This is a genomic window from Methylibium sp. Root1272 (assembly GCF_001425905.1).
In the GTDB taxonomy this organism is placed as follows: Bacteria; Pseudomonadota; Gammaproteobacteria; order Burkholderiales; family Burkholderiaceae_C; genus Methylibium.
On the sequence record NZ_LMDY01000019.1, the window covers coordinates 81639 to 107272 of the forward strand.

General features: G+C 67.5%; 29 protein-coding genes and 1 tRNA gene. 9 read left to right on the plus strand and 21 right to left on the minus strand.

Translation table 11 applies throughout. The annotated features are described in order from the left end of the window. Nucleotides 1-12: 12 nt before the first annotated feature. The 6 genes from paaB to ASC67_RS19730 form a co-directional block, all read right to left on the minus strand. Nucleotides 13-303 (minus strand): 1,2-phenylacetyl-CoA epoxidase subunit PaaB, encoded by a 291-nt coding sequence (gene paaB / locus ASC67_RS19705; protein WP_036235297.1) that lies wholly within the window; start codon nucleotides 301-303, stop codon nucleotides 13-15. After that, nucleotides 300-1301 carry a 1,2-phenylacetyl-CoA epoxidase subunit PaaA gene (gene paaA, locus ASC67_RS19710; RefSeq protein WP_056326316.1) on the minus strand — a complete coding sequence of 334 codons (1002 nt, stop codon included), beginning with the start codon at nucleotides 1299-1301 and terminating at the stop codon, nucleotides 300-302. The genes paaB and paaA overlap by 4 nt, the downstream gene beginning before the upstream one ends. A gap of 12 nt (nucleotides 1302-1313) precedes the next feature. Continuing rightward, complete coding sequence (paaK, locus tag ASC67_RS19715) at nucleotides 1314-2621, minus strand: phenylacetate--CoA ligase PaaK (RefSeq protein ID WP_056326320.1); 1308 nt, start codon at nucleotides 2619-2621, stop codon at nucleotides 1314-1316. A gap of 14 nt (nucleotides 2622-2635) precedes the next feature. After that, nucleotides 2636-3085, minus strand: coding sequence for a hydroxyphenylacetyl-CoA thioesterase PaaI (gene paaI / locus ASC67_RS19720; RefSeq protein WP_056326325.1), 450 nt, complete (start codon nucleotides 3083-3085; stop codon nucleotides 2636-2638). A 54-nt stretch (nucleotides 3086-3139) separates the two neighbouring features. After that, nucleotides 3140-3940, minus strand: a complete 801-nt coding sequence (locus ASC67_RS19725) for an enoyl-CoA hydratase-related protein (RefSeq protein ID WP_056326330.1) — start codon at nucleotides 3938-3940, stop codon at nucleotides 3140-3142. Nucleotides 3941-4569: 629 nt separating this feature from the next. Beyond that, the gene (locus tag ASC67_RS19730; RefSeq protein ID WP_056326334.1) at nucleotides 4570-6030 is read right to left on the minus strand and encodes a PLP-dependent aminotransferase family protein; all 1461 of its coding nucleotides are present in this window, start codon (nucleotides 6028-6030) and stop codon (nucleotides 4570-4572) included. A gap of 153 nt (nucleotides 6031-6183) precedes the next feature. Here ASC67_RS19730 and ASC67_RS19735 point away from each other — a divergent pair, with 153 nt between their 5' ends. Genes ASC67_RS19735 through ASC67_RS19745 form a run of 3 tightly spaced genes read left to right on the plus strand, consistent with a single transcriptional unit; the run spans nucleotide 6184 to nucleotide 8203 of the window. After that, a complete protein-coding gene (locus ASC67_RS19735) occupies nucleotides 6184-6936 on the plus strand; it encodes an alpha/beta fold hydrolase (RefSeq protein WP_056326337.1) in 753 nt (250 codons plus the stop codon). Nucleotides 6937-6964: 28 nt separating this feature from the next. Beyond that, nucleotides 6965-7894: an alpha/beta hydrolase gene (locus ASC67_RS19740; protein WP_056326342.1), complete on the plus strand. Its 930-nt coding sequence runs from the start codon at nucleotides 6965-6967 to the stop codon at nucleotides 7892-7894. A 24-nt stretch (nucleotides 7895-7918) separates the two neighbouring features. Then, a complete protein-coding gene (locus ASC67_RS19745; RefSeq protein ID WP_056326345.1) occupies nucleotides 7919-8203 on the plus strand; it encodes a YciI family protein in 285 nt (94 codons plus the stop codon). 335 nt (nucleotides 8204-8538) lie between these two features. Here ASC67_RS19745 and ASC67_RS19750 read toward each other — a convergent pair. From ASC67_RS19750 to cysS, 6 genes are all read right to left on the minus strand, one after another. Next, nucleotides 8539-8632 (minus strand) — tRNA-Ser (locus ASC67_RS19750). Nucleotides 8633-8645: 13 nt separating this feature from the next. After that, nucleotides 8646-9926, minus strand: coding sequence for an aspartate kinase (locus ASC67_RS19755; RefSeq protein ID WP_056326348.1), 1281 nt, complete (start codon nucleotides 9924-9926; stop codon nucleotides 8646-8648). A gap of 101 nt (nucleotides 9927-10027) precedes the next feature. Continuing rightward, nucleotides 10028-11380 carry a tRNA lysidine(34) synthetase TilS gene (gene tilS, locus ASC67_RS19760; protein ID WP_056326353.1) on the minus strand — a complete coding sequence of 451 codons (1353 nt, stop codon included), beginning with the start codon at nucleotides 11378-11380 and terminating at the stop codon, nucleotides 10028-10030. Continuing rightward, a complete protein-coding gene (locus tag ASC67_RS19765) occupies nucleotides 11331-12302 on the minus strand; it encodes an acetyl-CoA carboxylase carboxyltransferase subunit alpha (protein WP_056326356.1) in 972 nt (323 codons plus the stop codon). The genes tilS and ASC67_RS19765 overlap by 50 nt, the downstream gene beginning before the upstream one ends. Nucleotides 12303-12359: 57 nt before the next feature. Continuing rightward, nucleotides 12360-13013: a DNA-3-methyladenine glycosylase gene (locus tag ASC67_RS19770; RefSeq protein ID WP_056326359.1), complete on the minus strand. Its 654-nt coding sequence runs from the start codon at nucleotides 13011-13013 to the stop codon at nucleotides 12360-12362. A 31-nt stretch (nucleotides 13014-13044) separates the two neighbouring features. Next, nucleotides 13045-14430, minus strand: a complete 1386-nt coding sequence (cysS, locus tag ASC67_RS19775) for a cysteine--tRNA ligase (RefSeq protein WP_056326364.1) — start codon at nucleotides 14428-14430, stop codon at nucleotides 13045-13047. A 161-nt stretch (nucleotides 14431-14591) separates the two neighbouring features. Here cysS and ASC67_RS19780 point away from each other — a divergent pair, with 161 nt between their 5' ends. The 4 genes from ASC67_RS19780 to ASC67_RS19795 are packed head-to-tail and all read left to right on the plus strand — an operon-like array spanning nucleotide 14592 to nucleotide 17320. Beyond that, nucleotides 14592-15158, plus strand: a complete 567-nt coding sequence (locus tag ASC67_RS19780; protein ID WP_056326367.1) for a peptidylprolyl isomerase — start codon at nucleotides 14592-14594, stop codon at nucleotides 15156-15158. A gap of 1 nt (nucleotide 15159) precedes the next feature. After that, nucleotides 15160-15663 (plus strand): peptidylprolyl isomerase, encoded by a 504-nt coding sequence (locus ASC67_RS19785; protein ID WP_056326372.1) that lies wholly within the window; start codon nucleotides 15160-15162, stop codon nucleotides 15661-15663. Between the two features lie 14 nt (nucleotides 15664-15677). Then, the gene (locus ASC67_RS19790) at nucleotides 15678-16529 is read left to right on the plus strand and encodes a UDP-2,3-diacylglucosamine diphosphatase (protein WP_056326376.1); all 852 of its coding nucleotides are present in this window, start codon (nucleotides 15678-15680) and stop codon (nucleotides 16527-16529) included. Continuing rightward, on the plus strand, nucleotides 16526-17320 hold the full coding sequence (locus ASC67_RS19795) for a zinc-dependent peptidase (protein WP_056326380.1): 795 nt from the start codon (nucleotides 16526-16528) through the stop codon (nucleotides 17318-17320). Before ASC67_RS19790 ends, ASC67_RS19795 begins: the two co-directional genes overlap by 4 nt. Before the next feature lie 59 nt (nucleotides 17321-17379). On the opposite strand, the gene clpA is transcribed toward ASC67_RS19795, so the two are convergent. Together clpA and clpS are read right to left on the minus strand one after the other, a co-directional pair. After that, nucleotides 17380-19686 (minus strand): ATP-dependent Clp protease ATP-binding subunit ClpA, encoded by a 2307-nt coding sequence (clpA, locus tag ASC67_RS19800; protein ID WP_056326384.1) that lies wholly within the window; start codon nucleotides 19684-19686, stop codon nucleotides 17380-17382. Further along, nucleotides 19683-20039: an ATP-dependent Clp protease adapter ClpS gene (gene clpS / locus ASC67_RS19805; protein ID WP_056326388.1), complete on the minus strand. Its 357-nt coding sequence runs from the start codon at nucleotides 20037-20039 to the stop codon at nucleotides 19683-19685. The genes clpA and clpS overlap by 4 nt, the downstream gene beginning before the upstream one ends. A 176-nt stretch (nucleotides 20040-20215) precedes the next feature. Here clpS and ASC67_RS19810 point away from each other — a divergent pair, with 176 nt between their 5' ends. Next, the gene (locus ASC67_RS19810; protein WP_056326394.1) at nucleotides 20216-20497 is read left to right on the plus strand and encodes a cold-shock protein; all 282 of its coding nucleotides are present in this window, start codon (nucleotides 20216-20218) and stop codon (nucleotides 20495-20497) included. Nucleotides 20498-20623: 126 nt separating this feature from the next. Here ASC67_RS19810 and ASC67_RS19815 read toward each other — a convergent pair whose 3' ends face one another. The 4 genes from ASC67_RS19815 to ASC67_RS19830 form a co-directional block, all read right to left on the minus strand. Next, a complete protein-coding gene (locus ASC67_RS19815) occupies nucleotides 20624-20866 on the minus strand; it encodes a hypothetical protein (RefSeq protein WP_056326397.1) in 243 nt (80 codons plus the stop codon). A gap of 432 nt (nucleotides 20867-21298) precedes the next feature. Continuing rightward, nucleotides 21299-21562, minus strand: a complete 264-nt coding sequence (locus tag ASC67_RS19820) for a hypothetical protein (RefSeq protein ID WP_156466839.1) — start codon at nucleotides 21560-21562, stop codon at nucleotides 21299-21301. Between the two features lie 70 nt (nucleotides 21563-21632). After that, nucleotides 21633-21911, minus strand: coding sequence for a hypothetical protein (locus tag ASC67_RS19825; RefSeq protein WP_082536139.1), 279 nt, complete (start codon nucleotides 21909-21911; stop codon nucleotides 21633-21635). 89 nt (nucleotides 21912-22000) lie between these two features. After that, nucleotides 22001-22237, minus strand: coding sequence for a hypothetical protein (locus tag ASC67_RS19830; protein WP_056326410.1), 237 nt, complete (start codon nucleotides 22235-22237; stop codon nucleotides 22001-22003). Between the two features lie 340 nt (nucleotides 22238-22577). Between ASC67_RS19830 and ASC67_RS19835 the strand changes: the two genes are divergently transcribed. Further along, complete coding sequence (locus ASC67_RS19835; RefSeq protein WP_056326414.1) at nucleotides 22578-22781, plus strand: hypothetical protein; 204 nt, start codon at nucleotides 22578-22580, stop codon at nucleotides 22779-22781. Nucleotides 22782-22839: 58 nt separating this feature from the next. Here ASC67_RS19835 and ASC67_RS19840 read toward each other — a convergent pair whose 3' ends face one another. The 3 genes from ASC67_RS19840 to ASC67_RS19850 all read right to left on the minus strand — a co-directional run bounded on the left by ASC67_RS19840 (nucleotide 22840) and on the right by ASC67_RS19850 (nucleotide 25626). Continuing rightward, nucleotides 22840-23439 carry a regulator gene (locus ASC67_RS19840; protein WP_235566399.1) on the minus strand — a complete coding sequence of 200 codons (600 nt, stop codon included), beginning with the start codon at nucleotides 23437-23439 and terminating at the stop codon, nucleotides 22840-22842. Nucleotides 23440-23557: 118 nt separating this feature from the next. Next, entirely contained in the window at nucleotides 23558-24811 is a 1254-nt protein-coding gene (icd, locus tag ASC67_RS19845; protein ID WP_056326424.1) for an NADP-dependent isocitrate dehydrogenase, read from the minus strand. Nucleotides 24812-24936: 125 nt separating this feature from the next. Continuing rightward, nucleotides 24937-25626: a sulfite exporter TauE/SafE family protein gene (locus ASC67_RS19850; RefSeq protein WP_056326429.1), complete on the minus strand. Its 690-nt coding sequence runs from the start codon at nucleotides 25624-25626 to the stop codon at nucleotides 24937-24939. Between the last annotated feature and the right edge of the window lie 8 nt (nucleotides 25627-25634).

The window sequence follows — 25634 nt, forward strand, 5'->3', positions numbered from 1 at the left end:
GCCGGCCTCACCTCACATGTGATCGACCGACTTCGGCAGCGCGTAGAAGGTCGGGTGGCGGTAGACCTTGTCCTCCATCGGATCGAAATAGGCACCCTTCTCGGCCGGGTCGCTGGCGGTGATCTGGTCCGAGCGCACCACCCAGAGGCTGGTCCCTTCCTGGCGGCGCGTGTAGACATCGCGCGCGAGCTGGATCGCCATCTTCGCGTCGGTGGCGTGCAGGCTGCCGCAGTGCTTGTGGTCCAGGCCGGCCTTGCTGCGCACGAAGACCTCCCACAGCGGCCATTCGGTGTCGGTGCTCATGCGGCCTCCTTCTTCAGTGCCTGCTTGCGCGCATGCGCCAGCGCGGCCTCGCGCACCCAGGCGCCCTCCTCCCAGGCCTGCACGCGGGCGGCGAGGCGCTCGCGATTGCAGGGCCCGTCGCCGGCCAGCACGCGCTTGAACTCGCTCCAGTCGATCGGCCCATGGTCCCAGTGCTCGCGCTCGGCGTTCCACTGCAGCGCCGGATCGGGCAGCGTGACGCCCAGCACCCGGGCCTGCTCCACCGCGGCGTCGATGAACTTCTGCCGCAGCTCGTCGTTGCTGACGCGCTTGATGCCCCAGCGCATCGACTGCGCCGAGTTCGGCGACTGGTCGTCCGGCGGGCCGAACATCATGATCGACGGCCACCACCAGCGGTTCACCGCGTCCTGCACCATCGCCCGCTGCGCGTCGCTGCCCTGCTGCATCATCGTCAGCAGGGCCTCGTAGCCCTGGCGTTGGTGGAAGCTCTCCTCGCGGCAGATGCGCACCATCGCCCGCGCATAGGGCGCGTACGAGCAACGGCAGATCGGCACCTGGTTCATGATCGCCGCGCCGTCGACCAGCCAGCCGATCGTGCCCATGTCGGCCCAGGTCAGTGTGGGGTAGTTGAAGATCGAGCTGTACTTGGCCTGGCCGCTGTGCAGCGCATCGAGCAGCTGGTCGCGCGACGTGCCCAGCGTCTCGGCCGCGGCATAGAGGTAGAGGCCGTGGCCGCCCTCGTCCTGCACCTTGGCCAGCAGGATCGCCTTGCGCTTGAGCGTGGGCGCGCGGCCGATCCAGTTGCCCTCGGGCAGCATGCCGACGATCTCGGAGTGCGCGTGCTGGCTGATCTGGCGAACCAGCGTGCGGCGGTAATGCTCGGGCATCCAGTCCTTGGCCTCGATGAACTCGCCGGCGTCGATGCGCTCGTCGAAGCGCTGCTGGAGCTGCGCCTCCTCGACCGAGCGGACCGCCGGGCGCTCGTCCTTCGGCGCGCTGTCCATGGCTTGCGTGTACATGGTGCGGGTTCCTTACTTGGGTCGCTTGTCGATCACGCGGCGGGCCTTGCCGACCAGCGTGCGTTCGATCGAGTCCGGCAGGCCGACGCTGACCGCCGTGTTCACGCCGATCAGCGTCTTGATGCGCTGCTGCAGCCGCGCACCGAGGGCGCCGCGGTCGACCCCGGCATGCGCCGGCTGCACCTCGCAGCGCACCTCCACCTCGTCGAGCAGGCCCTCGCGCGTGACCACCAGCTGGTACTGCCCCGACAGCTGGCCTTCCTGCAGCACCAGCTCCTCGATCTGCGTCGGGAACAGGTTGACGCCGCGGATGATCAGCATGTCGTCGCTGCGGCCGACGATCTTGCTCATGCGGCGGAACGACCGTGCCGTCGGTGGCAGCAGCCGCGTCAGGTCGCGCGTGCGGTAGCGGATGATGGGCAGCGCCTCCTTGGTCAGCGAGGTGAAGACCAGTTCGCCCTCGGCGCCATCGGGCAGCACTTCGCCGGTCTCGGGGTCGATGATCTCCGGGTAGAAGTGGTCTTCCCAGATCACCGGGCCGTCCTTGGATTCGATGCACTCGTTGGCGACGCCCGGGCCCATGACCTCGGACAGTCCGTAGATGTCGACCGCGTCGAGGCCGGCCCGGCCCTCGATCTCCTGGCGCATCGCCTCGGTCCAGGGTTCGGCACCGAAGATGCCGACCTTCAGCGAGCTCTCGCGCGGGTCCAGGCCCTGGCGCACGAACTCCTCGATGATCACCTGCATGTAGCTGGGCGTGACCATGATGATGTCGGGCCTGAAGTCGCACAGCAGCTGCACCTGCTTCTCGGTCTGGCCGCCCGACATCGGGATGACGGTGCAGCCGACCCGCTCGGCGCCGTAGTGCGCACCGAGTCCGCCGGTGAACAGCCCGTAGCCGTAGGACACGTGGACGAGATCGCCCGGGCGCCCCCCGGAGGCGCGGATCGAGCGCGCCACCAGCTCGGCCCAGGTGTCGATGTCCTTCAGCGTGTAGCCCACCACCGTCGGCTTGCCGGTGGTGCCGGACGACGCATGGATGCGGGCCACCTGTTCGCGCGGCACCGCGAACATGCCGAACGGGTAGTTGTCGCGCAGGTCCTTCTTGACGGTGAACGGAAACCTGGAGAGGTCGCCGAGCTGCTTCAGGTCGTCGGGATGCACGCCCTGGGCGTCGAAAGCGCGCCGGTAGTGCGGCACCCGGTCGTAGGCGTGGCGCAAGGTCGCGCGCAGGCGCTGCAGCTGCAGCGCCGAGATCTCGTCGCGGCTGGCGGTCTCGATCGCCTCGAGGTCGCCGGGGGCGGGGCGTTTCACGGGCATGACGGTCTCCTCGTTCAGCGGCCGGCGGACGCCACCGCGGGCTTCCCGAGCATTGCATAGGAGCGGCCGCGGAACACCGCGACGCGTTCGCCGCGCTGGTTGCCGACGGTCGTGTCGTAGACCCCCGTACGACCGGCGCGCGACACCTCGGTGCAGCGCGCCTCCAGCACGTCGCCGCGCTGTGCCGGGGCAATGAAGTCGATCGAGAAGCCCGAGGCCACGGTCAGTTCGTTGCCGGCGTTGCAGGCGAAGGCGAAGGCAGAGTCGGCCAGCGTCGCGATGAGGCCGCCGTGGCACATGCCGTGGCCGTTGAGCATGTCCTCGCGCACGCGCATCGTCAGCACGGCGCGGCCCGGACCGATCTCCGTGACCTGCATGCCCAGGGCCTGCGAGGCGCGGTCGCCGGCCCACAGGCCGTCGCGCACCTGTTCGGCGAGGCGCTGCGCGGAAGACGGTTCAGTCATGGCGATGGGCTCCGGGCGGAAGGGAAAGGCGTGGTGCGGCCGACGGCATCACGCTCAGCGGTCGGTGAAGCGCGGCGCACGCTTGCCGATGAAGGCGCTCACGCCCTCGAGGTAGTCGCTCGCATGGCCCTGCTCGCGCTGCAGCCGCTGCTCCTGCTGCAGCGCGGCGTCGAAATCCAGCGTCTGCGCGGCGTCGATCGCGTGGCGCGTGGCGACCAGCGCCCGCGTCGGCATCGCGCTCAGGCGCTCGGCCAGCGCCTGGGTCTCGGCCGGCAGCGCGTCATCGTCGACGCACTGCCAGATCAGGCCGAGCCGCTCGGCCTCGGCGGCCGGCAGCTTGTCGCCCAGCAGCGCCAGGCCGAGCGCCTTGGCACGGCCTGCCAGGCGCGGCAGCAGCCAGGTGCCGCCGGTATCCGGGATCAGGCCGATCTTCGTGAAGGCCTGGATCAGCACGGCCGAGCGCGCCGCCAGAACAAGGTCGCAGTTCAGCGCCAGGTTGGCACCGGCGCCGGCCGCAACACCATTGACCGCGGCCACCACCGGCACCGGCATCGAGCGCAGGCGCAGCGCCAGCGGGCGGTACCAGCGCTCGATCACGGCGCCCAGGTCCTTGCTTTCGCCACCTGCCGGATCGACCGCGACGGCCGGGTCGGCGAGATCCTGGCCCGCACAGAAGGCGCGGCCGGCCCCGGTCAGAACGACGCAGCGCACGCCGGCGTCGCCGGCCGCCGCGTCCAGCTCGCCCCGCAGGCGCTCGTGCATCTCGCCGGTGAAGCTGTTCAGGGCGGCCGGTCGGTTGAGCGTCAGCGTCCGGACGCTGCCTGTCTGCGCGACGAGAACGGTGGGATCTGGCATGAGGCTTAAGTGGATAGAACGTCAGCCAACCACGGAAATCTATGATTGACCGACCAGTCGGTAGACTATAGATTTCGATCTGCCTTGGCGCAAATCAATCGAATTAGAGTTAACCCTTAGGCCAAAAGATGTCGCTTCTAGACAAGCACCGAACCTTGTTGGCCGAGGCCGTCAGCGCCCTCAGCACCCGCTCCTTTTGGTCTCCGTTTCCGGAGATTCCCTCTTCGCGGACTTACGTCGATACGGCTCAGACCGAAGGTCAAGTCGCTGTGGAAGCGCTTTTCCAGTCTGACTACCCACTTGACCAGCCCGGCGACACGCGTCGAGTCGCAACGGAGCAGTCGCCTTACAGGATCTCGATGGGCATTCGCTATCCGGTGTGCGATGCAGAGGCCTTGCTCAAGGCCGCTGGCGAGGCAGAGCCGAGCTGGCAGGTCGCCGGGCTGGAAGGATGTTCTACGACCCCAAGCAGCGCCACGGAACTGCCGGAGAGACTTCGCCGGCGGAGTTCGAGCGACACCATTCCCAACGGCTCAAAAGCGGCTAGGGAATTCGAGGCGATTCAGACCGTCCCTAGCCCGGTCGTCAGGTCGCGCGCAAAAGGTTCCCCACTTGTTTGGAGACCGCACTTAGATCGGAAGTCGGGGGCCTCGGCGAACGTCTCCTGCCGGCAATTGCGAACGCATCGCACGCCAAACTTCGGCCAGTCGACGAATCGCTTCATTGCTCGTCTCTGTCGGCAGGGTGAAGGGCAGGCGCACAAAGCGCTCGAATGCGTCGTCTATTCCAAACCTTGGGCCCGCCGAGAGAAGGACTCCTGCATGGCCTGCCGCGCTGACAAAGCGCGATGAGGTTCGCTCTTGAAGATCGACCCAAAGGCTGAGTCCGCCGAGCGCCTTCGTCGGACGCCATTCCGGAATGTGGTTGCCCAGCTGAGAAATCATTTCGTCGCGCGCGGTGCGAAGCACATGTCGGCGATGCGCAACCACCTCGTGCAACCGGGGGAAAAGTGAGGCGACGATCAGCTGCTCGAGGATCGGACTCGACATGTCGAGCGGAGGTCGAAGCCCCGCCACCTTGCGAATGACGGCGGCCGGGGCGCGCAGCCACCCGACACGTATTCCACCCCAAAAGATCTTGCTCGCCGATCCAATCGTCACGATGGGCGTCGCTTCGTCGGCGCTGTACACGCCGGTCGGTTCCGGTGCGTCGTATTCGATGCCGAGTTCAACAAGTGTCTCGTCGATGATCAGTGGCGTCCGCGTGCGATGTGCCGCAAGGACAAGCTGCTTGCGGTCCGCAGCGGACATGCAGCGGCCGGTCGGGTTGTGAAAGTCCGGAACGAAATAGCCAAGTTGCGCTCCGGAATCTCGCATGGTGGACGCGATCTGGTCGAGGTCCCACTCCCCTTCGCTGAAGGGCACCGGAACCGGACGGGCTCCCCGCTGACGGATGGCGTCGATGGCATTGGGGTAAGTCGGGTGCTCAATGATGACCTTGGACCCGTGGTCCGCGAAAGCCATGATGGCGAGGCTGAGCGCCTGTTGGGCGCCACTCGTGATCAACACCTGCTCTGAGTTGGTGGGAAGGCCTCGTGCCGAGAACCGTGCGGCGACGATCTCCCTCAGCTTGGGCAACCCGAGCAGGTTGTAGCCGTGTCCGCGCAGGTGAATTGACAGCTGACTGGTGGCCTCGGCCATCGCGGAATGGAACACCTCCACGGGCGCGCTGAGAGCGGCATGCGAAAGATCCAACTCACTTCTTGCCGCGCCTGGAAGCCAAGGCGCGGTCGCTTCGGAGTCCACGTCCTCAGGCAATGCAATCCATGTCCCGGAGCCTTGTTGGCTTTGCAGGAATCCGCACTGCCTCAAAAGGTCGTACGCGGCAGCTACGGTGGTTCTGCTGATGGCCAGCTCCGCCGCCAGCGAGCGTTCGCTGGGTAAGCGCGTCATCACGGGAAGTCGGCCGTCCAGGACCATCAGCCGTGTTTGCTCCGCGAGCGTCGAGGCGAGGTTCCCGCTGATCCCTTGGCGCCATCGGCCTAGATGCCTGGCAAAGCTTTGGCTGCTCACGCGGCGATCGATCTGCATGCGTTTGATCCACTATTCGGTGATTGGCCATTTCTGCCGCCGCCATCTAGATCCAATATAGCGGAACTGAGCGGCTGCATTCAATCCACTTTGGTTAAAGTGGATCGTTTAGACGCTCATCCACGATCCGCCGATTGGTGCAATGGAGAGCGTATGAATCAGCTTGCTGCGGTCGAAGGTTCTGGCCTGCATCGTGTGCTCGTTCTTCACGGATGGGCGCTCGACAGCGGGGTATGGCTGGCGAGCCGCGCTTTGACCGACCAGGCGCAGTTCTGCTACGCGTATTTCGATTTCCCAGGCTATGGGGTGAACCGAGGCCAAGCGCCGGCTGCGAGCTTGGACGATATGGCCGCGGCCGCGCTGGCGGCGGCCGATAGTCTCGGGTGGAGTTCGTTCTCCGTCGTGGGTCATTCGATGGGCGGCGCCACGGCCATGCGGGTCGCGACGATGGCGCCCCAACGAGTCAGCTCGGTGGTCGCGGTCACCCCAGCGTCGCCCGGAGGGACGCCACTCGACGCAGATGCCTATGCCCACTTCCAAAACGCATGGGCCGACCCGGCGACACGCATCGTCAAGGCGCTCTCGCCGGGCATTGCACCGGTCGACCTGCGCAACCTTTCAGCGCGCAACCGCGCCACGATGAGCCAAGCCGTCTGGGACGCGTACCTCGCGAACTGGACCGCTGCCAGTTTTCTGACCGAGTTGAAGAACTACGACGGCCCCGTCGAGTTGCTGTACGGAGAAGACGACCCGTTCGTCACCTCGGCTTACCTGTCCTCAACGATCGCCGCGCTGCCCCGGCACAACTTGCGCTGCATCACCAAGGCCGGTCATTACCCCATGGTCGAGCAGCCCGCTGCGACCGTCGGCTTGTGGGAAGTGGCGCTGGCCACGTCAGCACGCTGACCTTCACTGACTCAAGGAGACATTGCAAATGCCAGTTGATGCACACGCACAAGGACTGCTGGACGCCCTCAAGGCACAGGGTCTCAAGTCGTTCGAACAGATGACCATCACCGAGGCGCGCGGGGCGATCGAGACGTTCGTGGGCCTGCAGGCTCCTCGCGAGGAGGTGAAGCAAGTCCACGACCTAACGGTGAAGGGGCCTGCTGGTGAGCTCCAGTACCGGGTCTTCGTTCCCGCTGCCCCGACTCCTATGCCCGTTATCGTGTACTTCCACGGAGGCGGTTGGGTCGGCGGGAGTCTCGCGGTGGTGGACGAGCCCTGCCGCGCGATCGCGAACCGTTGTGGCGCCGTGGTCATTGCTGCGAGCTACCGACTCTCACCGGAAGCCCGGTTCCCCGCGGCGACGGAAGACGCATACGCCGCAGTCCAATGGGCCAGCGCCAACGCCGCGACCTACGGCGGTGATGCGAACCGTCTGGGCGTCATGGGCGACAGCGCCGGCGCCAATCTCGCGGCGGTCGTGTCAATGATGGCGCGTGATCGCAAGGGGCCGGCAATCAAGGCTCAGATCCTGACCTATCCCGTTATCCAGCGTGACGGCGACTTTGCGTCCCGCAAAGCCAACGGAGAGGGGTATCTGCTGACGTCGGCGGGCGTCGCTTGGTTCTGGAAGCAGTACCTGGCGAGCGATGCGGACGCGGTCAACCCGTACGCATCGCCCATCATGGCCAAAGATCTGACCGGCCTGCCCCCCGCGCTGGTCTTGACAGCCGAATTCGATCCCGCCCGCGACGAAGGGGAGGCCTACGGCAAGGCGCTGGCTAAGGCGGGGGTTCCTGTGACGGTCCGCAGGTTCGACGGCCTGATCCACGGCGTCTTCTGGATGTCCGGCGCGGTTCCGCGTGGCGCCGAACTGCAGCAAGCAATCGTGCAGTTCGTTTCCAAGCAGATTAACTAGCCCACGCACCAACAGGCCTCCCCCATGAACACCTATGCCGTTCTCTGGACCTACACCGCCGATGCCGAGCAAATCGCTCGCCACAGAGACAGTCACATGCAATACATCAAACGTCTGGCAGCGGAGGGAGCCATTGTTGAAGGGGGAGGCTGGCGTGACGGCTCGGGCGCATTGATCGTCTTCCGCGCCAGTGATCGCGAACAACTCAAGGGCTACCTGGATGCGGATCCATTCACGACCGAAGGCGTGATCGTCGCCACTCAAATCCACGAATGGGCCGCAGCGATCGGGCCGATCGCCCGGATCTGACCGGGCATGGATGCCCCACTTCCCAACGCGCCCCTGAGATCACCTCATGCAGAGCTTCTTTCAGCTCTCAGATCCGACTCTCCTTTGCGAGGAAGTCTGATTGATGGCGGCTGGGTCGGTTAGTAAGGACGCCGCTTGCAATGAGCGGATGTGCGCAGTTTCGCCTCGTTGGTGAGGTGTCGTGAATCAGGGGCGATGTCCAATCGCGGCGCTCACCAGAAGGCGCTTCGATGGTCAGGACAGCAGCCTACTGAGAATGGCCATCGGGCCTGCAGGCCGCGCCACGCGGGGCTCACGCGAAAAAAAGCCCGCGTCGTGCGCGGGCTTGGACTACCTGGCGGAGTCGGAGGGATTCGAACCCTCGATGCAAGTTTTAGCTCACATACTCCCTTAGCAGGGGAGCACCTTCGGCCTCTCGGTCACGACTCCAGCACGGGAACGATTATGCCGCAGGCGAGGCGGCCGGCGCGTCGAGGTCGAAGGCCTTGTGCAGCGCGCGCACCGCGAGCTCCATGTACTTCTCGTCGATCACGACGCTGGTCTTGATCTCGGAGGTGGAGATCATCTGGATGTTGATGCCCTCCTCCGACAGCACGCGGAACATGCGGCTGGCCACGCCCACGTGACTGCGCATGCCGATGCCGACGATGCTGACCTTGCAGATCTTCGGGTCGCCCAGCACCTGCGCCGCGTTGATGACCGGCTGCACCGTGCCCTTCAGCAACTCCATCGTGCGCGCGTAGTCGTTGCGGTGAACGGTGAAGGAGAAGTCGGTCTTGCCGTCGTGCGAGACGTTCTGGATGATCACGTCGATGTCGATGTTGGCCTCGGCCACCGGGCCGAGGATCTGGAACGCGATGCCGGGCTTGTCGGGCACGCCCATCACGGTGATCTTCGCCTCGTCGCGGTTGAAGGCGATGCCCGACACGACAGCTTGTTCCATGTTCTCGTCTTCCTCAAAGGTGATCAGGGTGCCGGACTTCGCTTCCTCGTCGAGCGGGATGTCCCAGGGCGTGAAGCTCGACAGCACGCGCAGCGGCACGCGGTACTTGCCGGCGAACTCGACCGAGCGGATCTGCAGCACCTTGGAGCCCAGGCTGGCCATCTCCAGCATTTCCTCGAAGCTGATCGCCGACAGGCGCCGGGCCTCGGGCACGACGCGCGGGTCGGTGGTGTAGACGCCGTCGACGTCGGTGTAGATCAGGCACTCGGCGGCCTTCATCGCCGCCGCCACCGCCACCGCCGACGTGTCCGAGCCGCCACGGCCCAGGGTCGTGATGTGGCCCTCGCCGTCGATGCCCTGGAAGCCGGTGATCACGACCACCTTGCCGGCGGCCAGGTCGGCTCTCACGCGCACGTCGTCGATGCTCTCGATGCGAGCCTTGGTGTAGGCGCTGTCAGTGCGCACAGGCACCTGCCAGCCGGTGTAGCTGACGGACTCCACACCCTCGGCCTGCAAGGCAATGGCCAGCAGGCCGACCGACACCTGCTCGCCGGTGGCGGCGATCATGTCGAGCTCACGCGCCAGCTGTGGCGTGTGCGATGCCGGCGAAAGTTCTTTCGCGAGGCCCAGCAGGCGGTTGGTCTCGCCGCTCATCGCCGAGGGCACGACCACCATCTGGTGGCCGGCGCGCGCCCATTTGGCGACGCGCTTGGCGACGTTGCGGATGCGCTCGGTCGAGCCCATCGACGTGCCGCCGTATTTGTGAACGATCAGTGCCATGAGAAAAGCCGCGGCGGGAAAGTCGGTTGGGCGGAGTGCCCGGCGCCGCGAGCCCAATATTTTAGCCGGCCGGCGCGGCGCCCCCGCTCAACGCGGACCTCTCAGTCCGGCGGCAGCGGCTCCCAGCGCAGCGCCAGCTGCGGCTCGCCGGGCGCCGCCAGCACTCGGGCGTCGATGCCCAGGCCGGGCACGAACAGCAATCGTCCATTGCCCCCATACAGCAGCGGGCCGCCACGCGCCCAGGCCGGTACGGCGGCCGCCTGGTACTGCTTCTTGAGGCTGCGCGCCGGTCGGCCGGCGGCGCCTTGGAACTGTTCGCCGCCTCGGCGCGGCTGCAGGCTCAGCGCCGCCAGCAGCGCCGTCGGCACACCGCCGGCGCGCACCTGCTCGGCCACCAGCACGCCGCCCCAACCGGGCAAGCGGTAGCGGCCGCCGCGGCGCAGCACGAGCGTGCTCTCGCGCTCCACGGGATCCGCTGGAGAGGACGGCGCGGCCACGAAACGCAGTTCGCCCCGGTAACGCCGCAGCTCGCCACCCTTCACCGGCCAGCGGGCCGGCGCGCCGGCGGGTAGTTCGGCCATCAACCGCTCCAGCTCGGCCGCGGTCACCGCCCCGGCGCCGGCCTGCCTCAGCCACAGCCGGAGCACTTGCACCGCGCGGTGCGGCCCCAGCCGCTGCCAGGCCGCGAGACTGAGTACGCCGCCATCGGCGCAGCCCGCCAGGTCCAGCGCCGCCAGATCGGCCACGCAGGCCGCGGCTTGCTGTGCCCAGCGCGCGGCGTCGGCCAGCGTGCCCTCGGCCTGGGGAAACGCCGCCTGCAGCGCCGGCCAGACCTGCAGCCGCAGGCGGTTGCGCGCGAAGCGCGGGTCGTCGTTGCTGTCGTCGTCGATGTGGCGCAGCCGGTGCCGGCGCACATAGGCCTGGACCGCGACGCGCGAGTGGCCAAGCCAGGGTCGGGCCCAGGTGATGCCGTCGCGTTCGATCGAGGCCGGCATGCCGGCCAGCCCGGCCACGCCGGCGCCGCGCAGCGCCTGCAGCAGCAGGGTCTCGGCCTGGTCGCGCTGGTGATGGGCCAGCAGCACGAGCGCCACGCCCTGCTCGACGGCCAGCGTGCGCAGCGCCGCGTAGCGGGCCGTGCGCGCGACGGCCTCGAGGCTGTCGCCCGGCCGGCAGGCGAGCTGCACGCGCACCGAGTGGAAGGCGACGGGCAGTCCGCGCCGCGCCCAGCGACGGCACTGCGCTTCGCAGTGCGCGAGCCAGGCGTCGGCATGGGCGCTCAGGCCGTGGTGCACGTGCAGCGCATGGACCGCAAGGCCGGTCTCGCGGGCCGCGACCAGCGTGGCGTGCAGCAGCGCGGTGGAGTCGCGCCCGCCGCTGTAGGCGACGGCCAGGCCGCGGGGCGGCTCAGCGCTCCTTGGTGTCGTTGTAGCGGCCGTAGCTCTTGAGCCGCTCATAGCGCTGGTTCAGCAGCTCGCGGGGCTTCAGGTCGGCGACCTGGCGCAGCGCGTCGTTGAGCGCACGCTTAAGGTAGACCGCCATCTGTGCCGGGTCGCGGTGGGCGCCGCCGACCGGCTCGTTGACGATCTTGTCGATCAGGCCCAGCGCCTTGAGCCGGTGGGCAGTGATGCCCATCGCCTCGGCGGCGTCGGCCGCGCGCTCGGCGGTCTTCCAGAGGATGGAGGCGCAGCCTTCCGGCGAGATCACCGAGTAGACCGAATACTGCAGCATCAGCACCTGGTCACCCACGCCGATGGCGAGCGCACCGCCGGAGCCGCCCTCACCGATGATGGTGGTGATGATCGGCACCTCGAGCTGCGCCATCGCGAAGATGTTGTGGCCGATGGCCTCGGACTGGCCGCGCTCCTCGGCGCCGATGCCGGGGTAGGCGCCCGGCGTGTCGACGAAGGTGAACACCGGCAGGCCGAACTTCTGCGCCAGCGTCATCAGGCGCAGCGCCTTGCGGTAGCCCTCGGGCCGGCTCATGCCGAAGTTGCGCAGCGCGCGCTCCTTGGTGTCACGCCCCTTCTGGTGGCCCAGCAACATGCAGGCCTGGCCGTTGAAGCGCGCCAGGCCGCCGACGATGCTCTGGTCGTCGGCAAAGGCACGGTCGCCGTGCAGTTCCTGGAAGTCGGTGAACACGTGGTTCACGTAGTCGAGCGTGTACGGCCGCTGCGGGTGGCGCGCGATCTGCGTCACCTGCCAGGGCGTCAGGCTCGAGTAGATGTCCTTGGTGAGCTGCAGGCTCTTCTTGGACAGGCGGTCGATCTCCTCGGAGATGTCGACCGCCGACTCGCTCTGCACGTAACGCAGCTCGTCGATCTTGGTTTCGAGGTCGGCGATCGGCTGCTCGAACTCGAGGAAATGTTTCTTGCTCATCCCAAACGATCCTTTCTCGGGAAAGGTGGATGCATTGTCGCGGAATTCGCGGCCGCCTCAGTACGCCACGCGCGGGTCCAGGCTGCGCCACAGGTACCAGGTGGCCACCGAACGGTACGGCGCCCACGCGTCGCCCACTTCACGGGCCTCGTTGCGCGACACCGGCTCACCGCTGAAGTAATGCAGGCTGATGCCCTTGAGCAGGCCGAGGTCGTCGAGCGGCAGCACGTTGGGGCGCATCAGGTGGAAGATCAGGAACATCTCGGCCGTCCAGCGGCCAATGCCGCGAATGGCGACCAGTTCGTCGATGATGGACTCGTCGTCCATCGAGGTCCAGTTGCGCACGTGCACCGTGCCGCCATCGAAGTGCCCGGCCAGATCCCGCAGGTACTCGATCTTGCGCGCCGACAGGCCGGCCCCGCGCAGCGCGACGCCGTCGGCGGCCAGCACGCCTGCCGGCCGCACATGCACCGCGGAGCCCCCCTCGAACAGCGCCGCGAAGCGCTCCCACACCGCCTGCGCCGCAGGCACCGAGATCTGCTGGCCGACGATGGAGCGTGCCAGCGTGGTGAAGGCATCGCCGCGGCTTTCCAGACGGGCCTCGCCGAGCTTGGGAATCAGCTTGCGCATCACGCGATCGCGCTTGGCGAGGTGCTTGCACGCCTCGTCCCAGTAATCGGGCGTGACGAAGCCGGGGCCGCGGGGCGACATGGTGCGCGAGGCTCGTTGATCGGGTGAAGGCTCAGGCCTTGACCCAGGTGGTTCCGGCGGGCGTGTCCTTGAGGACGATGCCCTGCGCCGCCAAGGCGTCGCGGATGCGGTCGGACTCGGCGAAGTCGCGTGCGGCCTTGGCCGCCGCCCGCGCCGCGATCTGGGCCTCGATGTGGCCGGTGTCGACGCCGCTGCCGCCCTGCAGGTACTGAGCGGCTTCCTGCTGCAGCAGGCCCAGCGTGCCGGCCAGCGAACGCAGCAGGCCGGCGCTGTGCGCCGAGCGGCTGCGGTTCACCTCGCCGGCCAGGTCGAACAGCACCGACACGGCGATCGGCGTGTTGAAGTCGTCGTCCATCGCCGCCTTGAAGCGCGCGGCATGCGGGTCGGTCCAGTCGATCTCTGTCGGCGCGGCCGCCGTGCCCTGCAGCGCGGTGTAGAGCCGGCGCAGGCCGCCGCGGGCATCGTCGAGCCCGGCATCGCTGAAGTTGAACGGGCTGCGGTAGTGCACCCGCAGCATGAAGAAGCGGATCGTCTCGCCGTCGTAGCTCTTGAGCACGTCGCGGATGGTGAAGAAGTTGCCCAGCGACTTGGACATCTTCTCGTTGTCGACGTTGAGGAAGCCGTTGTGCATCCAGACGTTGACGAAGCTGCGGCCGCTGCCCAGGTGGAAGGCGCCGTCGCTCTGGGCGATCTCGTTCTCGTGGTGCGGGAACTGCAGGTCCATGCCGCCGCCGTGGATGTCGAAGCGCTCGCCGAGCAGCGCATGCGCCATCGCCGAGCACTCGATGTGCCAGCCCGGCCGGCCGGCACCGAACGGCGCGTCGTACTTCGCGTCGGCCGGCTCTTCGGGCTTGGCCGACTTCCACAGCACGAAGTCCAGCGGGTCGTCCTTGCCCTCGAGCACCGCCACGCGCTCGCCGGCGCGCAGCGCATCGATCGACTTGCCCGACAGCCGACCGTAGCCGGGGAACTTGCGCACCGAATAGTTCACGTCGCCGCCCGGCACTCGGTAGGCGAGCCCGTTGCGCTCCAGCATCTCGATCAGGCCGACCATCGCGCCGACGTACTCGGTCGCGCGCGGCTCGTGCGTCGGCGGCTCGATGCCGAGCGCACCGATGTCCTGGTGCATCGCCGCGGTCATCTCGTCGGTCAGCTGGCGGATCGGGATGCCGCGCTCGAGCGCGCGCCTGATGATCTTGTCGTCGATGTCGGTGATGTTGCGCACGTAGGTGACGCGCAGCCCGGAGACCCGCAACCAGCGCTGCACCACGTCGAACGCCATCATCATGCGCGCATGTCCGACGTGGCAGAGGTCGTAGATCGTCATGCCGCACACGTACATGCGCACGTGGCCGGGTTCGATCGGCGAGAACGCCTCGGTCGAGCGAGTGAGGGTGTTGTGGATGCGCAGGCTCATCGGGACGGATCGATCGGGTCTGTCACGGACAGGCCTCAAGCCGACGATCGAAGCGCCGCAGTATAGCGATCACCCCCCTGTCCGCGACGGGGCTTCCGATCGGTGGAGAATACGGCCCGGAGCGGGTGGCGAACCCGCCTTTTGCATTCAGGAGACCCCCGATGATTTCCAGAACCTGGGCCGCCTTGGCGCTGGCTGCTGTCGTGATCGCCGCGCCGCTGTCCGCGACGGCACAGAAGGTGCGGTTCGCCACGAGCGAAGGCGACATCGTGCTGCAGCTCGACCCCGCCAAGGCCCCGAAGACCGTCGACAACTTCGTCGCCTACGTGAAGGGCGGTCACTACGACGGCACGATCTTCCACCGCGTGATCGACGGCTTCATGATCCAGGGCGGCGGCTTCGACAAGGACATGAAGGAGAAGAAGACCGGGGCGCCGATCGCACTCGAGAACCGCAGCGGCCTGCGCAACGAGCGCGGCAGCATCGCGATGGCGCGCACGATGGACCCGAACTCCGCCACCGCGCAGTTCTTCGTCAACCTGTCCAACAACGCATTCCTCGACCCGGCGAACTCGCGCGACGGCAATGGCTACGCGGTGTTCGGCAAGGTTGTCGAGGGCATGGACGTGGTCGACCGCATCAAGGGCGTGCCCACCACCACCAAGGGCCCCCACCAGAACGTGCCGGCGACGCCGGTGCTCATCAAGAAAGCCACGCTGGAGCCATGACATGACCAAGACCATCGAACTGCACACCAACCATGGCGTGATCCGCGCCGAGCTCGACGACGCCAAGGCCCCTGCCACCGTCGCCAACTTCCTGAGCTACGTGAAGGCCGGCCACTACGACGGCACGGTGTTCCACCGCGTCATCAAGGGCTTCATGGTCCAGGGCGGCGGCTTCGAGCCGGGCCTGAAGCAGAAGCCCACCCAGGCCCCGATCGCCAACGAGGCGAACAACGGGCTGAAGAACGACAAGTACACGCTGGCGATGGCGCGCACCAATGCGCCGCACTCCGCGTCGTCGCAGTTTTTCATCAACGCCACCGACAACGACTTCCTCAACTTCAAGTCGGAAAGCCCGCAGGGCTGGGGCTATGCGGTGTTCGGCAAGGTGGTGGCCGGTACCGAGGTGGTCGATGCGATCGAACGCGTGAAGACCGGCCGCCAGGGTGGCTACGACGACGTGCCGCTCGAGGACGTGGTGATCACGCGCGCGAACGAAGTCGCCTGAGGCGCACGGAGCCGATGACCGTGTCGCCGGCCGCAACGCCCCGGGGCGCCGGCGCGTCGCCATCGCTGCCACAGTTCTGGGAGTTCGAGGCGCCCGCCGACTGGCGGGCGATCGACTTCATCTCCGACCTGCACCTGCAGGCGAGCCATCCGCGCACCTTCGAGGCGTTCTCGCAGCACCTGCTCCACACAGCCGCCGATGCGGTGTTCATCCTCGGCGACCTGTTCGAGGTGTGGATCGGCGACGACGCGCGGCACGAAGGCTTCGAGCAACAGGTCGTCGAGGTGCTGAAGGAGGCGGCCGCGCGGCGCAGCGTGTCCTTCATGGCCGGCAACCGCGATTTCCTGGTCGGTGCCGAATTGCTGAAGGAGTGCGGCGTGACGGCCTTGCCCGACCCGACGGTGCTGCGGGCCTTCGGCGAGCGGGTGTTGCTGACCCACGGCGATGCGCTGTGCCTGGAAGACGTGGAGTACCAGCGCTTCCGCGCGGTCGTGCGCACCGAACAGGCCCGTGAGGACTTCCTGGCGCGGCCGCTGGCCGAGCGCCGTGCGCTGGCCGCCCAGATCCGCGCGGTCAGCATGCAGCAACAGCAGCGCGACGGCCGGCCGGAGACCTGGGCCGACCTCGACACCGGCGCCACCGTGCAATGGATGCACGAAGCCGGCACGCCGCTGCTGGTGCACGGCCACACCCATCGTCCGGCCACGCAGGAACTGGCCCCCGGCTTCACCCGCCACGTGCTGACCGACTGGGAGCTCGACGAGGCCCCCGCGCGGGCGGCTCGCGCCGGCGTGCTGCGCCTGAGCACCCGCGGCCTGCAGCGGCTGGCCCCCGCCGCTCCTCCGGCCGCGCACGCCGCGCCGTGATCGCGCGCTGGTGGCGCCGTCGGCGCGAGGCTCGCACGCTGCGCACGCGGGCGGTGCCGTCGGCGTTGTGGCAGTTGACGCTGCAGCGCTACCCCTTCCTCGCCGCGCTCGACGACGCCGGGCGTGAACGTCTGCAGGCCCTGGTCAGCCTGTTCCTGGCGGACAAGGAGTTCACCGCGGTCGGCGGCCTGGAGCTCAGCGACGAGATCGCCGTCTCGATCGCCGCGCAGGCCTGCCTGCCGGTGCTGGAGCTCGGTCTGGCCGCCTATGACGGCTTCGTCGGCATCGTGGTGCATCCCGACGAGGTGGTGGCGCAGCGCGAACATGTGGACGAGCACGGCATCCTGCACCGCTACGAAGAGGTGCTCACCGGCGAGGCGATGGAAGGCGGGCCGGTGATGCTGTCCTGGCACGACGTGGCCGAGGCCGGCGTGACCGCGGAGCGCGGCTACAACGTCGTGATCCATGAGTTCGTGCACGTGCTGGACATGGCCGACGGCCTGGCTGCCGACGGCGTGCCCGTGCTGCCCGGTCGCGCGGCGCGCGTGCACTGGCTGCAGGTGCTGGAGTCAGCCTACCAGCGGCTGTGCCGCGAGCTCGACGCCGGCCGCGAGCCCTTCCTCGACCCGTATGGCGCGGAAGCCATCGAGGAATTCTTTCCGGTGGCGGCCGAGGCCTTCTTCGTCGCGCCGCACGCGCTGCGCGACGAGCAGCCCGCGCTGTACGAGCTGTTCCGCGACTACTTCCGACAAGATCCCGCCGCCCGCCTGGCGCCTCAGCCCGGGGCCTGAAAGCACAACGGGGAGCCGAAGCTCCCCGCTGTCTGCACGCCGCTGCCGGCCGGGCCGGATCAGTCGGCCGTGGCCGGCTCCGATTTCGGCTTGTCGCTCTTCTTCCACGGCGTGATATCGAGCACCGGCTGGCCTTCGGCGTCGATGTCGACCGACAGGCGTCCGCCATCGACCAGCTGGCCGAACAGCAATTCGTCGGCCAAGGCGCGCCGGATCGTGTCCTGGATTAACCGCTGCATCGGCCGCGCGCCCATCAGCGGGTCGAAGCCCTTCTTCGCCAGGTGCTTGCGCAGGGCGTCGGAGAAGGTCACGTCGACCTTCTTCTCGGCCAGCTGGCTCTCGAGCTGCAGCAGGAACTTGTCGACCACCCGCAGGATGATCTCCTCGTCGAGCGCGCGGAAGCTGACGATCGCGTCGAGCCGGTTGCGAAACTCCGGCGTGAACAGGCGCTTGATGTCGGCCATCTCGTCGCCCGCCTCGCGGGCGTTCGTGAAGCCGATCGTCGACTTGTTCATCGTCTCGGCGCCCGCGTTCGTGGTCATGATGATGATCACGTTGCGGAAGTCGGCCTTGCGCCCGTTGTTGTCGGTCAGCGTGCCGTGGTCCATGACCTGCAGCAGCACGTTGAAGACGTCGGGGTGGGCCTTCTCGATCTCGTCGAGCAGCAGCACGCAATGCGGCTTCTTGGTGACCGCCTCGGTCAGCAGCCCGCCCTGGTCGAAGCCGACATAGCCCGGCGGCGCGCCGATGAGGCGGCTCACCGTGTGGCGCTCCATGTACTCGGACATGTCGAACCGCACCAGCTCGATGCCGAGGATGAAGGCCAGTTGCTTCGCCGCCTCGGTCTTGCCGACGCCGGTGGGACCGCTGAACAGGAAGGAGCCGATCGGCTTGTCCGGCTTGCCCAGGCCCGAGCGCGCCATCTTGATGGCCGACGCCAGCGCGTCGAGCGCCGGGTCCTGACCGAACACCACGCTCTTCAGGTCGCGGTCCAGGTTCTTCAGCTTGCCGCGGTCGTCGTTGCTGACGCTCTGCGGCGGGATGCGCGCGATCTTCGCGACGATCTCCTCGACCTCGGCGCGGTTGATGGTCTTCTTCTGCTTGCTCTTGGGCAGGATGCGCTGGGCCGCACCGGCCTCGTCGATCACGTCGATCGCCTTGTCGGGCAGGTGACGGTCGTTGATGAACTTGGCCGACAGCTCTGCCGCGGCCTGCAGGGCACCGAGCGCGTACTTCACGCTGTGATGTTCCTCGAAGCGCGACTTCAGGCCCTTGAGGATCTCGATCGTCTGTTCCACCGACGGCTCGACCACGTCGACCTTCTGGAAGCGCCGCGACAGCGCCGCGTCCTTCTCGAAGATGCCGCGGTACTCGGTGAAGGTGGTCGCGCCGATGCACTTGAGCTGGCCCGACCCGAGCGCGGGCTTCAGCAGGTTGCTGGCGTCGAGCGTGCCGCCCGAGGCCGCGCCGGCGCCGATCAGGGTGTGGATCTCGTCGATGAACAGCACGGCATGCGGCTGCTCCTTCAGGGCCTTCAGCACGCCCTTCAGGCGCTGCTCGAAATCGCCGCGGTACTTGGTGCCGGCCAGCAGCGCGCCCATGTCCAGCGAGTAGACGGTCGCGTCGGCCAGGATCTCGGGCACCTCGTTCTGCGTGATGCGCCACGCCAGGCCCTCGGCGATCGCCGTCTTGCCGACACCGGCCTCGCCGACCAGCAGCGGGTTGTTCTTGCGCCGGCGGCACAGCACCTGGATCACGCGCTCGACCTCGTGCTCGCGGCCGATCAGCGGATCGATCTTGCCGTCGCGCGCCAGCTGGTTGAGGTTCTGGGTGAACTGGTCCAGCGGCGAGCCCTTGCCTTCGCCGGCCTCTTCCTTCTCGCCTTCGCCGCTGCCGCCCTCGGCGCCCTTGGAGGGCTCGGGCGGCTCGGACTTCTTGATGCCGTGGGCGATGAAGTTCACCACGTCCAGCCGCGTGACCCCCTGCTGATGCAGGTAGTACACCGCGTGCGAGTCCTTCTCGCCGAAGATCGCCACCAGCACATTGGCACCGGTCACTTCCTTCTTGCCCGAGCCGGTGGACTGCACGTGCATGATCGCGCGCTGGATCACACGCTGGAACCCCAGCGTGGGCTGGGTGTCGACCTCGTCGGTGCCCCCCACCGTCGGCGTGTTCTCCTTGATGAACTGCGTCAGGCTCTTGCGCAGGTCATCGAGGCTTGCGGAGCAGGCGCGCAGCACCTCGGCCGCGGACGGGTTGTCGAGCAGCGCCAGAAGCAGGTGCTCGACCGTGATGAATTCGTGGCGCTGCTGACGCGCTTCGACGAACGCCATGTGCAGGCTGACTTCCAGTTCTTGCGCAATCATGCGGCCTCCATAGTGCATTGCAACGGGTGTCCCGACCGCTTGGCCGCGGCGAGCACCGACTCGACCTTGGTCGAGGCGACATCTTTCGTGTAGACGCCGCACACGCCCCGACCCTCGTGGTGGATTTTGAGCATGATTTGCGTCGCCGTCTCGATATCCCGCTGGAAGAACTCCTGCAGGACCATCACGACGAACTCCATCGGCGTGTAATCGTCGTTGAGCAGCACCACCTGGTACATCCGGGGCGGCTCGACGCGGGCCGACTGCCGTTCGACCACGACCGCGCCCTGCCCGTCGTCCGGCTTGGTGGCCGGGCGTTTCGGGGGCGCGGGCGGGACGGTGTCGTCAGGCATGGAAATGATTCTATCGACAGCTTGGAAGCGACTTCCATGCCGGTCAATATGACACCACTGGGCCCGAACTCAAGGCCCCGGCCGGTCGATCCCGTTCGTCCGTCACGACGGACGCCGGCTTGACAGGCCCCGTCCGCCCTGCCCAGAATCGATCGTCGAGGGGTTGGAGAACATCCATGGTCAACGGCACGGTCAAGTGGTTCAACGATGCCAAGGGCTTTGGCTTCATCGAACCTGAAGGCGGCGGGGAGGACGTGTTCGCTCATTTCTCGGCCATCGCGATGGAGGGCTTTCGCACGCTGAAGCAAGGCGCCCGCGTCAGCTTCGATCTGGTGGACGGGCCCAAGGGCAAGCTGGCCCAGAACATCGCCCCGCTGGAGAGCCGCACCGACGCGGCTTCGGCCTCGGCGGCCGTCCGGCCCTCCGCCGGCGACCGGGAACTGGCGGCCGGACACTGAACCCACGCGCGCCGCCCAGGCGCAGCGATGTGCACTGGAATGCGGCAACGACGGGCCTCCAGCCATTGGGCCTGCCCCGGCCCGAGCCAGCGGCGCACCGGATTCATGCAGTGCCGAGGCGCTTCCTCAGCGGGACCGCCCCCCGGCCTCGTCCGGCATGGGACGGGCCAGTTGCACGTCGGCAAACAGATCGCCCGGCAGCGTGTCCAGCGGCGACTCCGACACGTCGAGCCCCTGGCGCAAGTCGAACGACGACGCCAGCCAGCCCGCGCCCTCGGTGTCCGCGGGCGCCGCGGGAACGGCCGGCATCACGCACGTCAGGTCGGGCGGTGGCAGTGCACGTTTCTTGGGAGACTTGAAGAATGCCATGGCTCTCTCTGCGGGGTGGCACGCGAAACGCGCGGGCCGACTGCGGATTCGATCATTGCAAATGCCGGGCCCGCGGCCTCCCCCGTCGCTGAGGGGTCGCCACCGTCCGATCTCCGGATGGTGCGCAGGACGACACGGCAGGCCGTCCCCAGCGAGCGGTGGAGCGTGAAAGGACCGAGTCAGCGGCTCGGCGCGTAATGGTGCGCGTGAAGCCCGCACACACCGCGCCCGAAGATCCGGCGACCGACACACCGCCACCCCGGCACGCGTCCGGCATGGGGAGGGCGGCTCCGGGCGCTACGGACGTCGAGCAACGACGCCGGGCCTGGGAGCAACGGCGATTGGATCTGGACCAATTCTCGAACGAGAACTACGCGCCCGAGGCTTGACCCGTCCTGGCGCCCGCATGGGCAGATCCTGGGCGCCGGCAGGCTAGCCGCACAGCCGCCTCGCGTCGTTTGCGGTGCAGTCGATGGCCTGGATGAAGGCGTCGACATCGACGCGCTGCGTGACATTGAACAGGGTTTCGCTGCCGAAGGCATTGAGCGCGCCCAGCAAGCGGTCACCGATGGCGATCGAACCGCCGCCCAGCCACTTCATCACGGTGAACTCTCCGGTGTCATGCACTTCCACAGCGGCCACGCTGCCGTTCCGAGAGAGGGCGCGAATGGTGCCGGTCAGGAGCACTGCGTCCATCGCCATCTCACCGCTACGGTCAGTGCAGGCACTCGACGGTGGCCACAAGCCGCGCGGGGGTCACGAGCTTTCACTCCCCTCGGCGGGACGGAGGCGTCATGTCCAGCACTGCAGGGACCGTTTCGTCGGTGCTCACCAGCCCGGCGTGGATCGCCCGCAGCGCCGCGAGGTTGTCCACGTGGGGAAGCACCGTGTCGGCACCGCAGACCGGGCAGGCCGCCGTGGTGTCCTCGTGCAGCCAAAGCACGATGTCGGCCGGCCGGAAGATGCCCAGACACGAGAAGCAGCCGGCGACTCGCGCGCGCATCAACTCCTCGCGGTTGTTGAAGGACTCGTAGCCGGTATCCATGATGATCGCCACATTACAACGCCTGAGCCACGGTCGGCAATCCGTCCGTTACCGGCACTGCTGAGGCCTGGACGACACCCTGCCCGCGCCTAACGCCGACGTTTCGACGCGTCCAGCGCGGTGGCGAGTTGCTCCTGCAACTCGCCTGGCAAGGTGTCGAAGGGATGCTCGATCACGGTGAGGCCGCTGCGGAGCTCGATGGTCGAGTTCAGCCATGCCTGGTCGGACGTCGCAGGCTCGTCGATGTCGAAATCGATCGGCGCCACCGGCGTCTGCCTCGGCACGCCCAGTCGGGACTTGCGGGGGCGGAGCCTGAACCAGGCCATCGGACCGTCGAGTCCTGCTTCAGTTGAAGAAGAAATAGATGATCACCAGCACGATGGCCGGCACGCCCAGAATCCAGCCCAGAAAGTACTTGCCCATGGTGATGCTCCGTTGACCTGACGAGGAGCCCCATGCTCGAACATTCCGGACGCGTCATGACGAGGACGCCGCCGCACGCTCACGTAGGACAAGCGCCCGGCGCTCGAGGAGCCATGCCGCTGGTGTGCTCGGGCCGACACCCTCGGTGCCGGATCCCCTGCAATAGGTGGCGAAGCGTCGGGCCAACACCTCTCGTGACCTTTGCACGACACGGGCGCAGCCTGCTGCGCTTCAATCGCACGCATGGGAACTCAAGACCGCGACGGATACCTTGAAGCGCTGCAGGGCCGCGAAGACTACGTCGACCGCGCCGGGTTCCGGACGGTGGCCGCCGAAGTCGATCGGCTGGAGCACGCGATGGCGCCGTGGCCGATCTGGGTACGGTCTCTGGCCCAGATCGCCTTCTTGCTAGCTGCCTTCGTGCTCTTCGCCCGCGCACCGCGCTAAGCGGCGCGGTGCGCGACTCTGGGTTGATGTGGGCCTGTTTCAGGCCCTCGATCCGCGATCACGACGAAGTCGCTGTCACCGTCGTACTGCGCGCTTGTTCTTGCTGAAGCTGGTACAGCGCCGCGAGGTCCTGCATCGAGATCGTGGCAATCGTGTTCTGGTCATCGTCGAGCACCTCGTAGAGCACGCCGTCGTTGCCCCTGATGCTGAACAGGATGACGACGTCCTGGTCGCCGCCTCCCTCGCGGTGCGGCGCCGGATTGGCTGGGCTCGAGGTGTAGCTCCCCACCGGCCGGACTTCCTTGAGCCGGCCGTCGGGCTCATACAGCCGATGTTCACCCTGGATCACGAAGGTGTTGTTGAGCGCCATGTGCCGGTGCAGCGCGATCTTCTGGTTCGCTGCGAACTTGAACAGCACGTCGGCCGTCAGGCGCGCCTCGTCGATGTTCAGGATGGAATAGGCCAGGTGCTGAAAACCGCCGAGCGTGTTCCAGCGGGTGTTGCGATCATCGAACTGGTAGGCAGCCATGTCGTCCTCGTTGAATGAAGTGCGGGCGCGATGCGTGGACTCGACGTTCCGGGTCAGCCCGCTGATCGCCGAGTCCTCCGGTTGAGCACGTCGATGATGGGGACACGCCTGCGCTTCCGGAATAGGCATTCGGCCCGGATCGGCGCGGGCAACTTGCCCGGCCGGGCCGTAAGACGACAAGAAGCCCCAGGCATATCCATGCGCTGGGGCTGTCGGGTCGCGGGCCGGCGGACTGCCGGCAACTCCATCACATGTGGTCGATCATCACCTGCCCGAAGCCCGAGCAGCTGACCTGCGTGGCGCCGTCCAGCAGGCGCGCGAAGTCGTAGGTGACCTTCTTCGAGAGGATGGACTTCTCCATCGACGAGATGACGAGATCGGCCGCCTCGGTCCAGCCCATGTGGCGCAGCATCATCTCGGCCGACAGGATCTCGGAGCCCGGGTTCACGTAGTCCTTGCCGGCGTACTTGGGCGCGGTGCCGTGGGTGGCCTCGAACATCGCGATCGAGTCCGACAGATTAGCGCCCGGGGCGATGCCGATGCCGCCCACCTGGGCCGCCAGCGCGTCGGACACGTAGTCGCCGTTCAGGTTGAGCGTGGCGATCACCGAGTACTCGGCCGGGCGCAGCAGGATCTGCTGCAGGAAGGCGTCGGCGATCGAGTCCTTGACGGTGATGTCCTTGCCGGTCTTCGGGTTCTTGAACTTGCACCACGGGCCGCCGTCGATCGGCTGCGCGCCGAACTCCTTCTGCGCCAGGCCATAGGCCCAGTCGCGGAAGCCGCCCTCGGTGAACTTCATGATGTTGCCCTTGTGCACGATGGTCACGCTGGGCTTGTCGTTGTCGATCGCGTACTGGATGGCCTTGCGCACCAGGCGCTCGGTGCCCTCGCGCGACACCGGCTTGATGCCGATGCCCGAAGTATTGGGAAAGCGGATCTTCTTGACGCCGAACTCGTCCTGCAGGATCTTGATGAGCTTCTTGGCCTTCTCGCTCTCTGCTTCGAACTCGATGCCGGCGTAGATGTCTTCCGAGTTCTCGCGGAAGATCACCATGTTGGTCTTGTGCGGCTCCTTGACCGGGCTCGGCACGCCTTCGAAGTACTGGATCGGGCGCAGGCAGACGTAGAGGTCGAGTTCCTGGCGCAGCGCCACGTTGAGCGAGCGGATGCCGCCGCCCACCGGCGTGGTCAGCGGGCCCTTGATCGACACCACGTACTCCTTCAGCACCTGCAGCGTCTCCTCGGGAAGCCAGACGTCGGGACCATAGACCTTGGTCGACTTCTCGCCGGCGTAGATCTCCATCCAGTGGATCTTGCGCTTGCCGCCGTAGCTCTTCTCGACCGCCGCGTCGACCACCTTGATCATCACCGGCGTGATGTCGAAGCCGGTACCGTCGCCCTCGATGAAAGGGATGATGGGCTGATCGGGCACGTTGAGCGAGTAATCGGCATTGACGGTGATCTTTTGGCCGTCGGCAGGCACCTTGATGTGCTGGTACATGGACTTGCGTCTCCGCTGGGTAAGGGGTCGAAAGGAACAGAGGGGGTAACTTCGATTCTAGGCGAGCCATCGTGCAGCGCAGCGAACGATCGGGACCTTCCCGCGGCCGCCATCGACCCGGTGCACTAGACGACCCCGCACCACGGCCCGGACGGCCCGGTCAGCTGCTGCCAGATCGCCCACCCGCCGGCCGTCACCAGCACGGCGCCGGCCCACCTCGCCGCGCCGGCGCCCCGTCCCAGGCGCCCGAGCACGCCGCGACCGAGCAGCAAGGCCAGCCCACCGCCCAGCGCGAAGGCGAGCATGACCGCCGCGCCCGCCATCGGCCCGTCGGCCAGCGCCGCAACGACCAGCGCCGAATAGAGCAGGCCGCAAGGCCAGGCCGCCCACAGCAGACCGGCGGTGCCGGCCCAGGCCCAGCCGCGCCGCCGACCCATGGCCGGGAGCGGCCCGAGCATCGGCACGGCTGCGCCGGGACCGGCGCCGGTCCCCAGCACGATGCGGGGCAGGCGCCCGGTAACCAGCAGCCACAGGCCGAACACCACCACGGCCACCTGCAGCAGGGTCCACAGCGGCCGCAGCCAGGTGGTGGCCTGGGCCAGTTCGGTCATCCATCCGGCCCCGGTGGCCACCAGCGCCCCCGCCAGACCGTAGGACAGCAGGCGCCCCAGATGCAGGGCGGCGGCGGCCCGCGCGGGCCGTGCGCCGCCGCAGGATCGCTCGATCGCCGCACAGGGCGCGGCGCACATCGCTGCGCAATGCGGGCTGCCCGCCAGCCCGATCGCCAGACCGGCCGCCACCAGCGAGAGGCTCATGCGGTGTC

Coding starts and splice junctions, on each gene's coding strand:
- ASC67_RS19780 (WP_056326367.1), top strand. CDS start 14,592: ATGATTTCCAGAACCTGGGCCGCCTTGGCGCTGGCTGCTGTCGTGATC.
- ASC67_RS19850 (WP_056326429.1), bottom strand. CDS start 25,626: ATGAGCCTCTCGCTGGTGGCGGCCGGTCTGGCGATCGGGCTGGCGGGC.
- icd (WP_056326424.1), bottom strand. CDS start 24,811: ATGTACCAGCACATCAAGGTGCCTGCCGACGGCCAAAAGATCACCGTC.
- clpA (WP_056326384.1), bottom strand. CDS start 19,686: ATGATTGCGCAAGAACTGGAAGTCAGCCTGCACATGGCGTTCGTCGAA.
- ASC67_RS19765 (WP_056326356.1), bottom strand. CDS start 12,302: ATGAGCAAGAAACATTTCCTCGAGTTCGAGCAGCCGATCGCCGACCTC.
- ASC67_RS19840 (WP_235566399.1), bottom strand. CDS start 23,439: ATGCCTATTCCGGAAGCGCAGGCGTGTCCCCATCATCGACGTGCTCAA.
- ASC67_RS19810 (WP_056326394.1), top strand. CDS start 20,216: ATGGTCAACGGCACGGTCAAGTGGTTCAACGATGCCAAGGGCTTTGGC.
- paaI (WP_056326325.1), bottom strand. CDS start 3,085: ATGACTGAACCGTCTTCCGCGCAGCGCCTCGCCGAACAGGTGCGCGAC.
- ASC67_RS19835 (WP_056326414.1), top strand. CDS start 22,578: ATGGGAACTCAAGACCGCGACGGATACCTTGAAGCGCTGCAGGGCCGC.
- ASC67_RS19790 (WP_056326376.1), top strand. CDS start 15,678: ATGACCGTGTCGCCGGCCGCAACGCCCCGGGGCGCCGGCGCGTCGCCA.
- paaB (WP_036235297.1), bottom strand. CDS start 303: ATGAGCACCGACACCGAATGGCCGCTGTGGGAGGTCTTCGTGCGCAGC.
- paaK (WP_056326320.1), bottom strand. CDS start 2,621: ATGCCCGTGAAACGCCCCGCCCCCGGCGACCTCGAGGCGATCGAGACC.
- tilS (WP_056326353.1), bottom strand. CDS start 11,380: ATGAGCGGCTCAAGAGCTACGGCCGCTACAACGACACCAAGGAGCGCT.
- cysS (WP_056326364.1), bottom strand. CDS start 14,430: ATGAGCCTGCGCATCCACAACACCCTCACTCGCTCGACCGAGGCGTTC.
- ASC67_RS19755 (WP_056326348.1), bottom strand. CDS start 9,926: ATGGCACTGATCGTTCACAAATACGGCGGCACGTCGATGGGCTCGACC.
- ASC67_RS19725 (WP_056326330.1), bottom strand. CDS start 3,940: ATGCCAGATCCCACCGTTCTCGTCGCGCAGACAGGCAGCGTCCGGACG.
- ASC67_RS19735 (WP_056326337.1), top strand. CDS start 6,184: ATGAATCAGCTTGCTGCGGTCGAAGGTTCTGGCCTGCATCGTGTGCTC.
- ASC67_RS19785 (WP_056326372.1), top strand. CDS start 15,160: ATGACCAAGACCATCGAACTGCACACCAACCATGGCGTGATCCGCGCC.
- clpS (WP_056326388.1), bottom strand. CDS start 20,039: ATGCCTGACGACACCGTCCCGCCCGCGCCCCCGAAACGCCCGGCCACC.
- ASC67_RS19830 (WP_056326410.1), bottom strand. CDS start 22,237: ATGGCCTGGTTCAGGCTCCGCCCCCGCAAGTCCCGACTGGGCGTGCCG.
- ASC67_RS19825 (WP_082536139.1), bottom strand. CDS start 21,911: ATGGATACCGGCTACGAGTCCTTCAACAACCGCGAGGAGTTGATGCGC.
- ASC67_RS19730 (WP_056326334.1), bottom strand. CDS start 6,030: ATGCAGATCGATCGCCGCGTGAGCAGCCAAAGCTTTGCCAGGCATCTA.
- ASC67_RS19740 (WP_056326342.1), top strand. CDS start 6,965: ATGCCAGTTGATGCACACGCACAAGGACTGCTGGACGCCCTCAAGGCA.
- paaA (WP_056326316.1), bottom strand. CDS start 1,301: ATGTACACGCAAGCCATGGACAGCGCGCCGAAGGACGAGCGCCCGGCG.
- ASC67_RS19820 (WP_156466839.1), bottom strand. CDS start 21,562: ATGGACGCAGTGCTCCTGACCGGCACCATTCGCGCCCTCTCTCGGAAC.
- ASC67_RS19815 (WP_056326397.1), bottom strand. CDS start 20,866: ATGGCATTCTTCAAGTCTCCCAAGAAACGTGCACTGCCACCGCCCGAC.
- ASC67_RS19770 (WP_056326359.1), bottom strand. CDS start 13,013: ATGTCGCCCCGCGGCCCCGGCTTCGTCACGCCCGATTACTGGGACGAG.
- ASC67_RS19745 (WP_056326345.1), top strand. CDS start 7,919: ATGAACACCTATGCCGTTCTCTGGACCTACACCGCCGATGCCGAGCAA.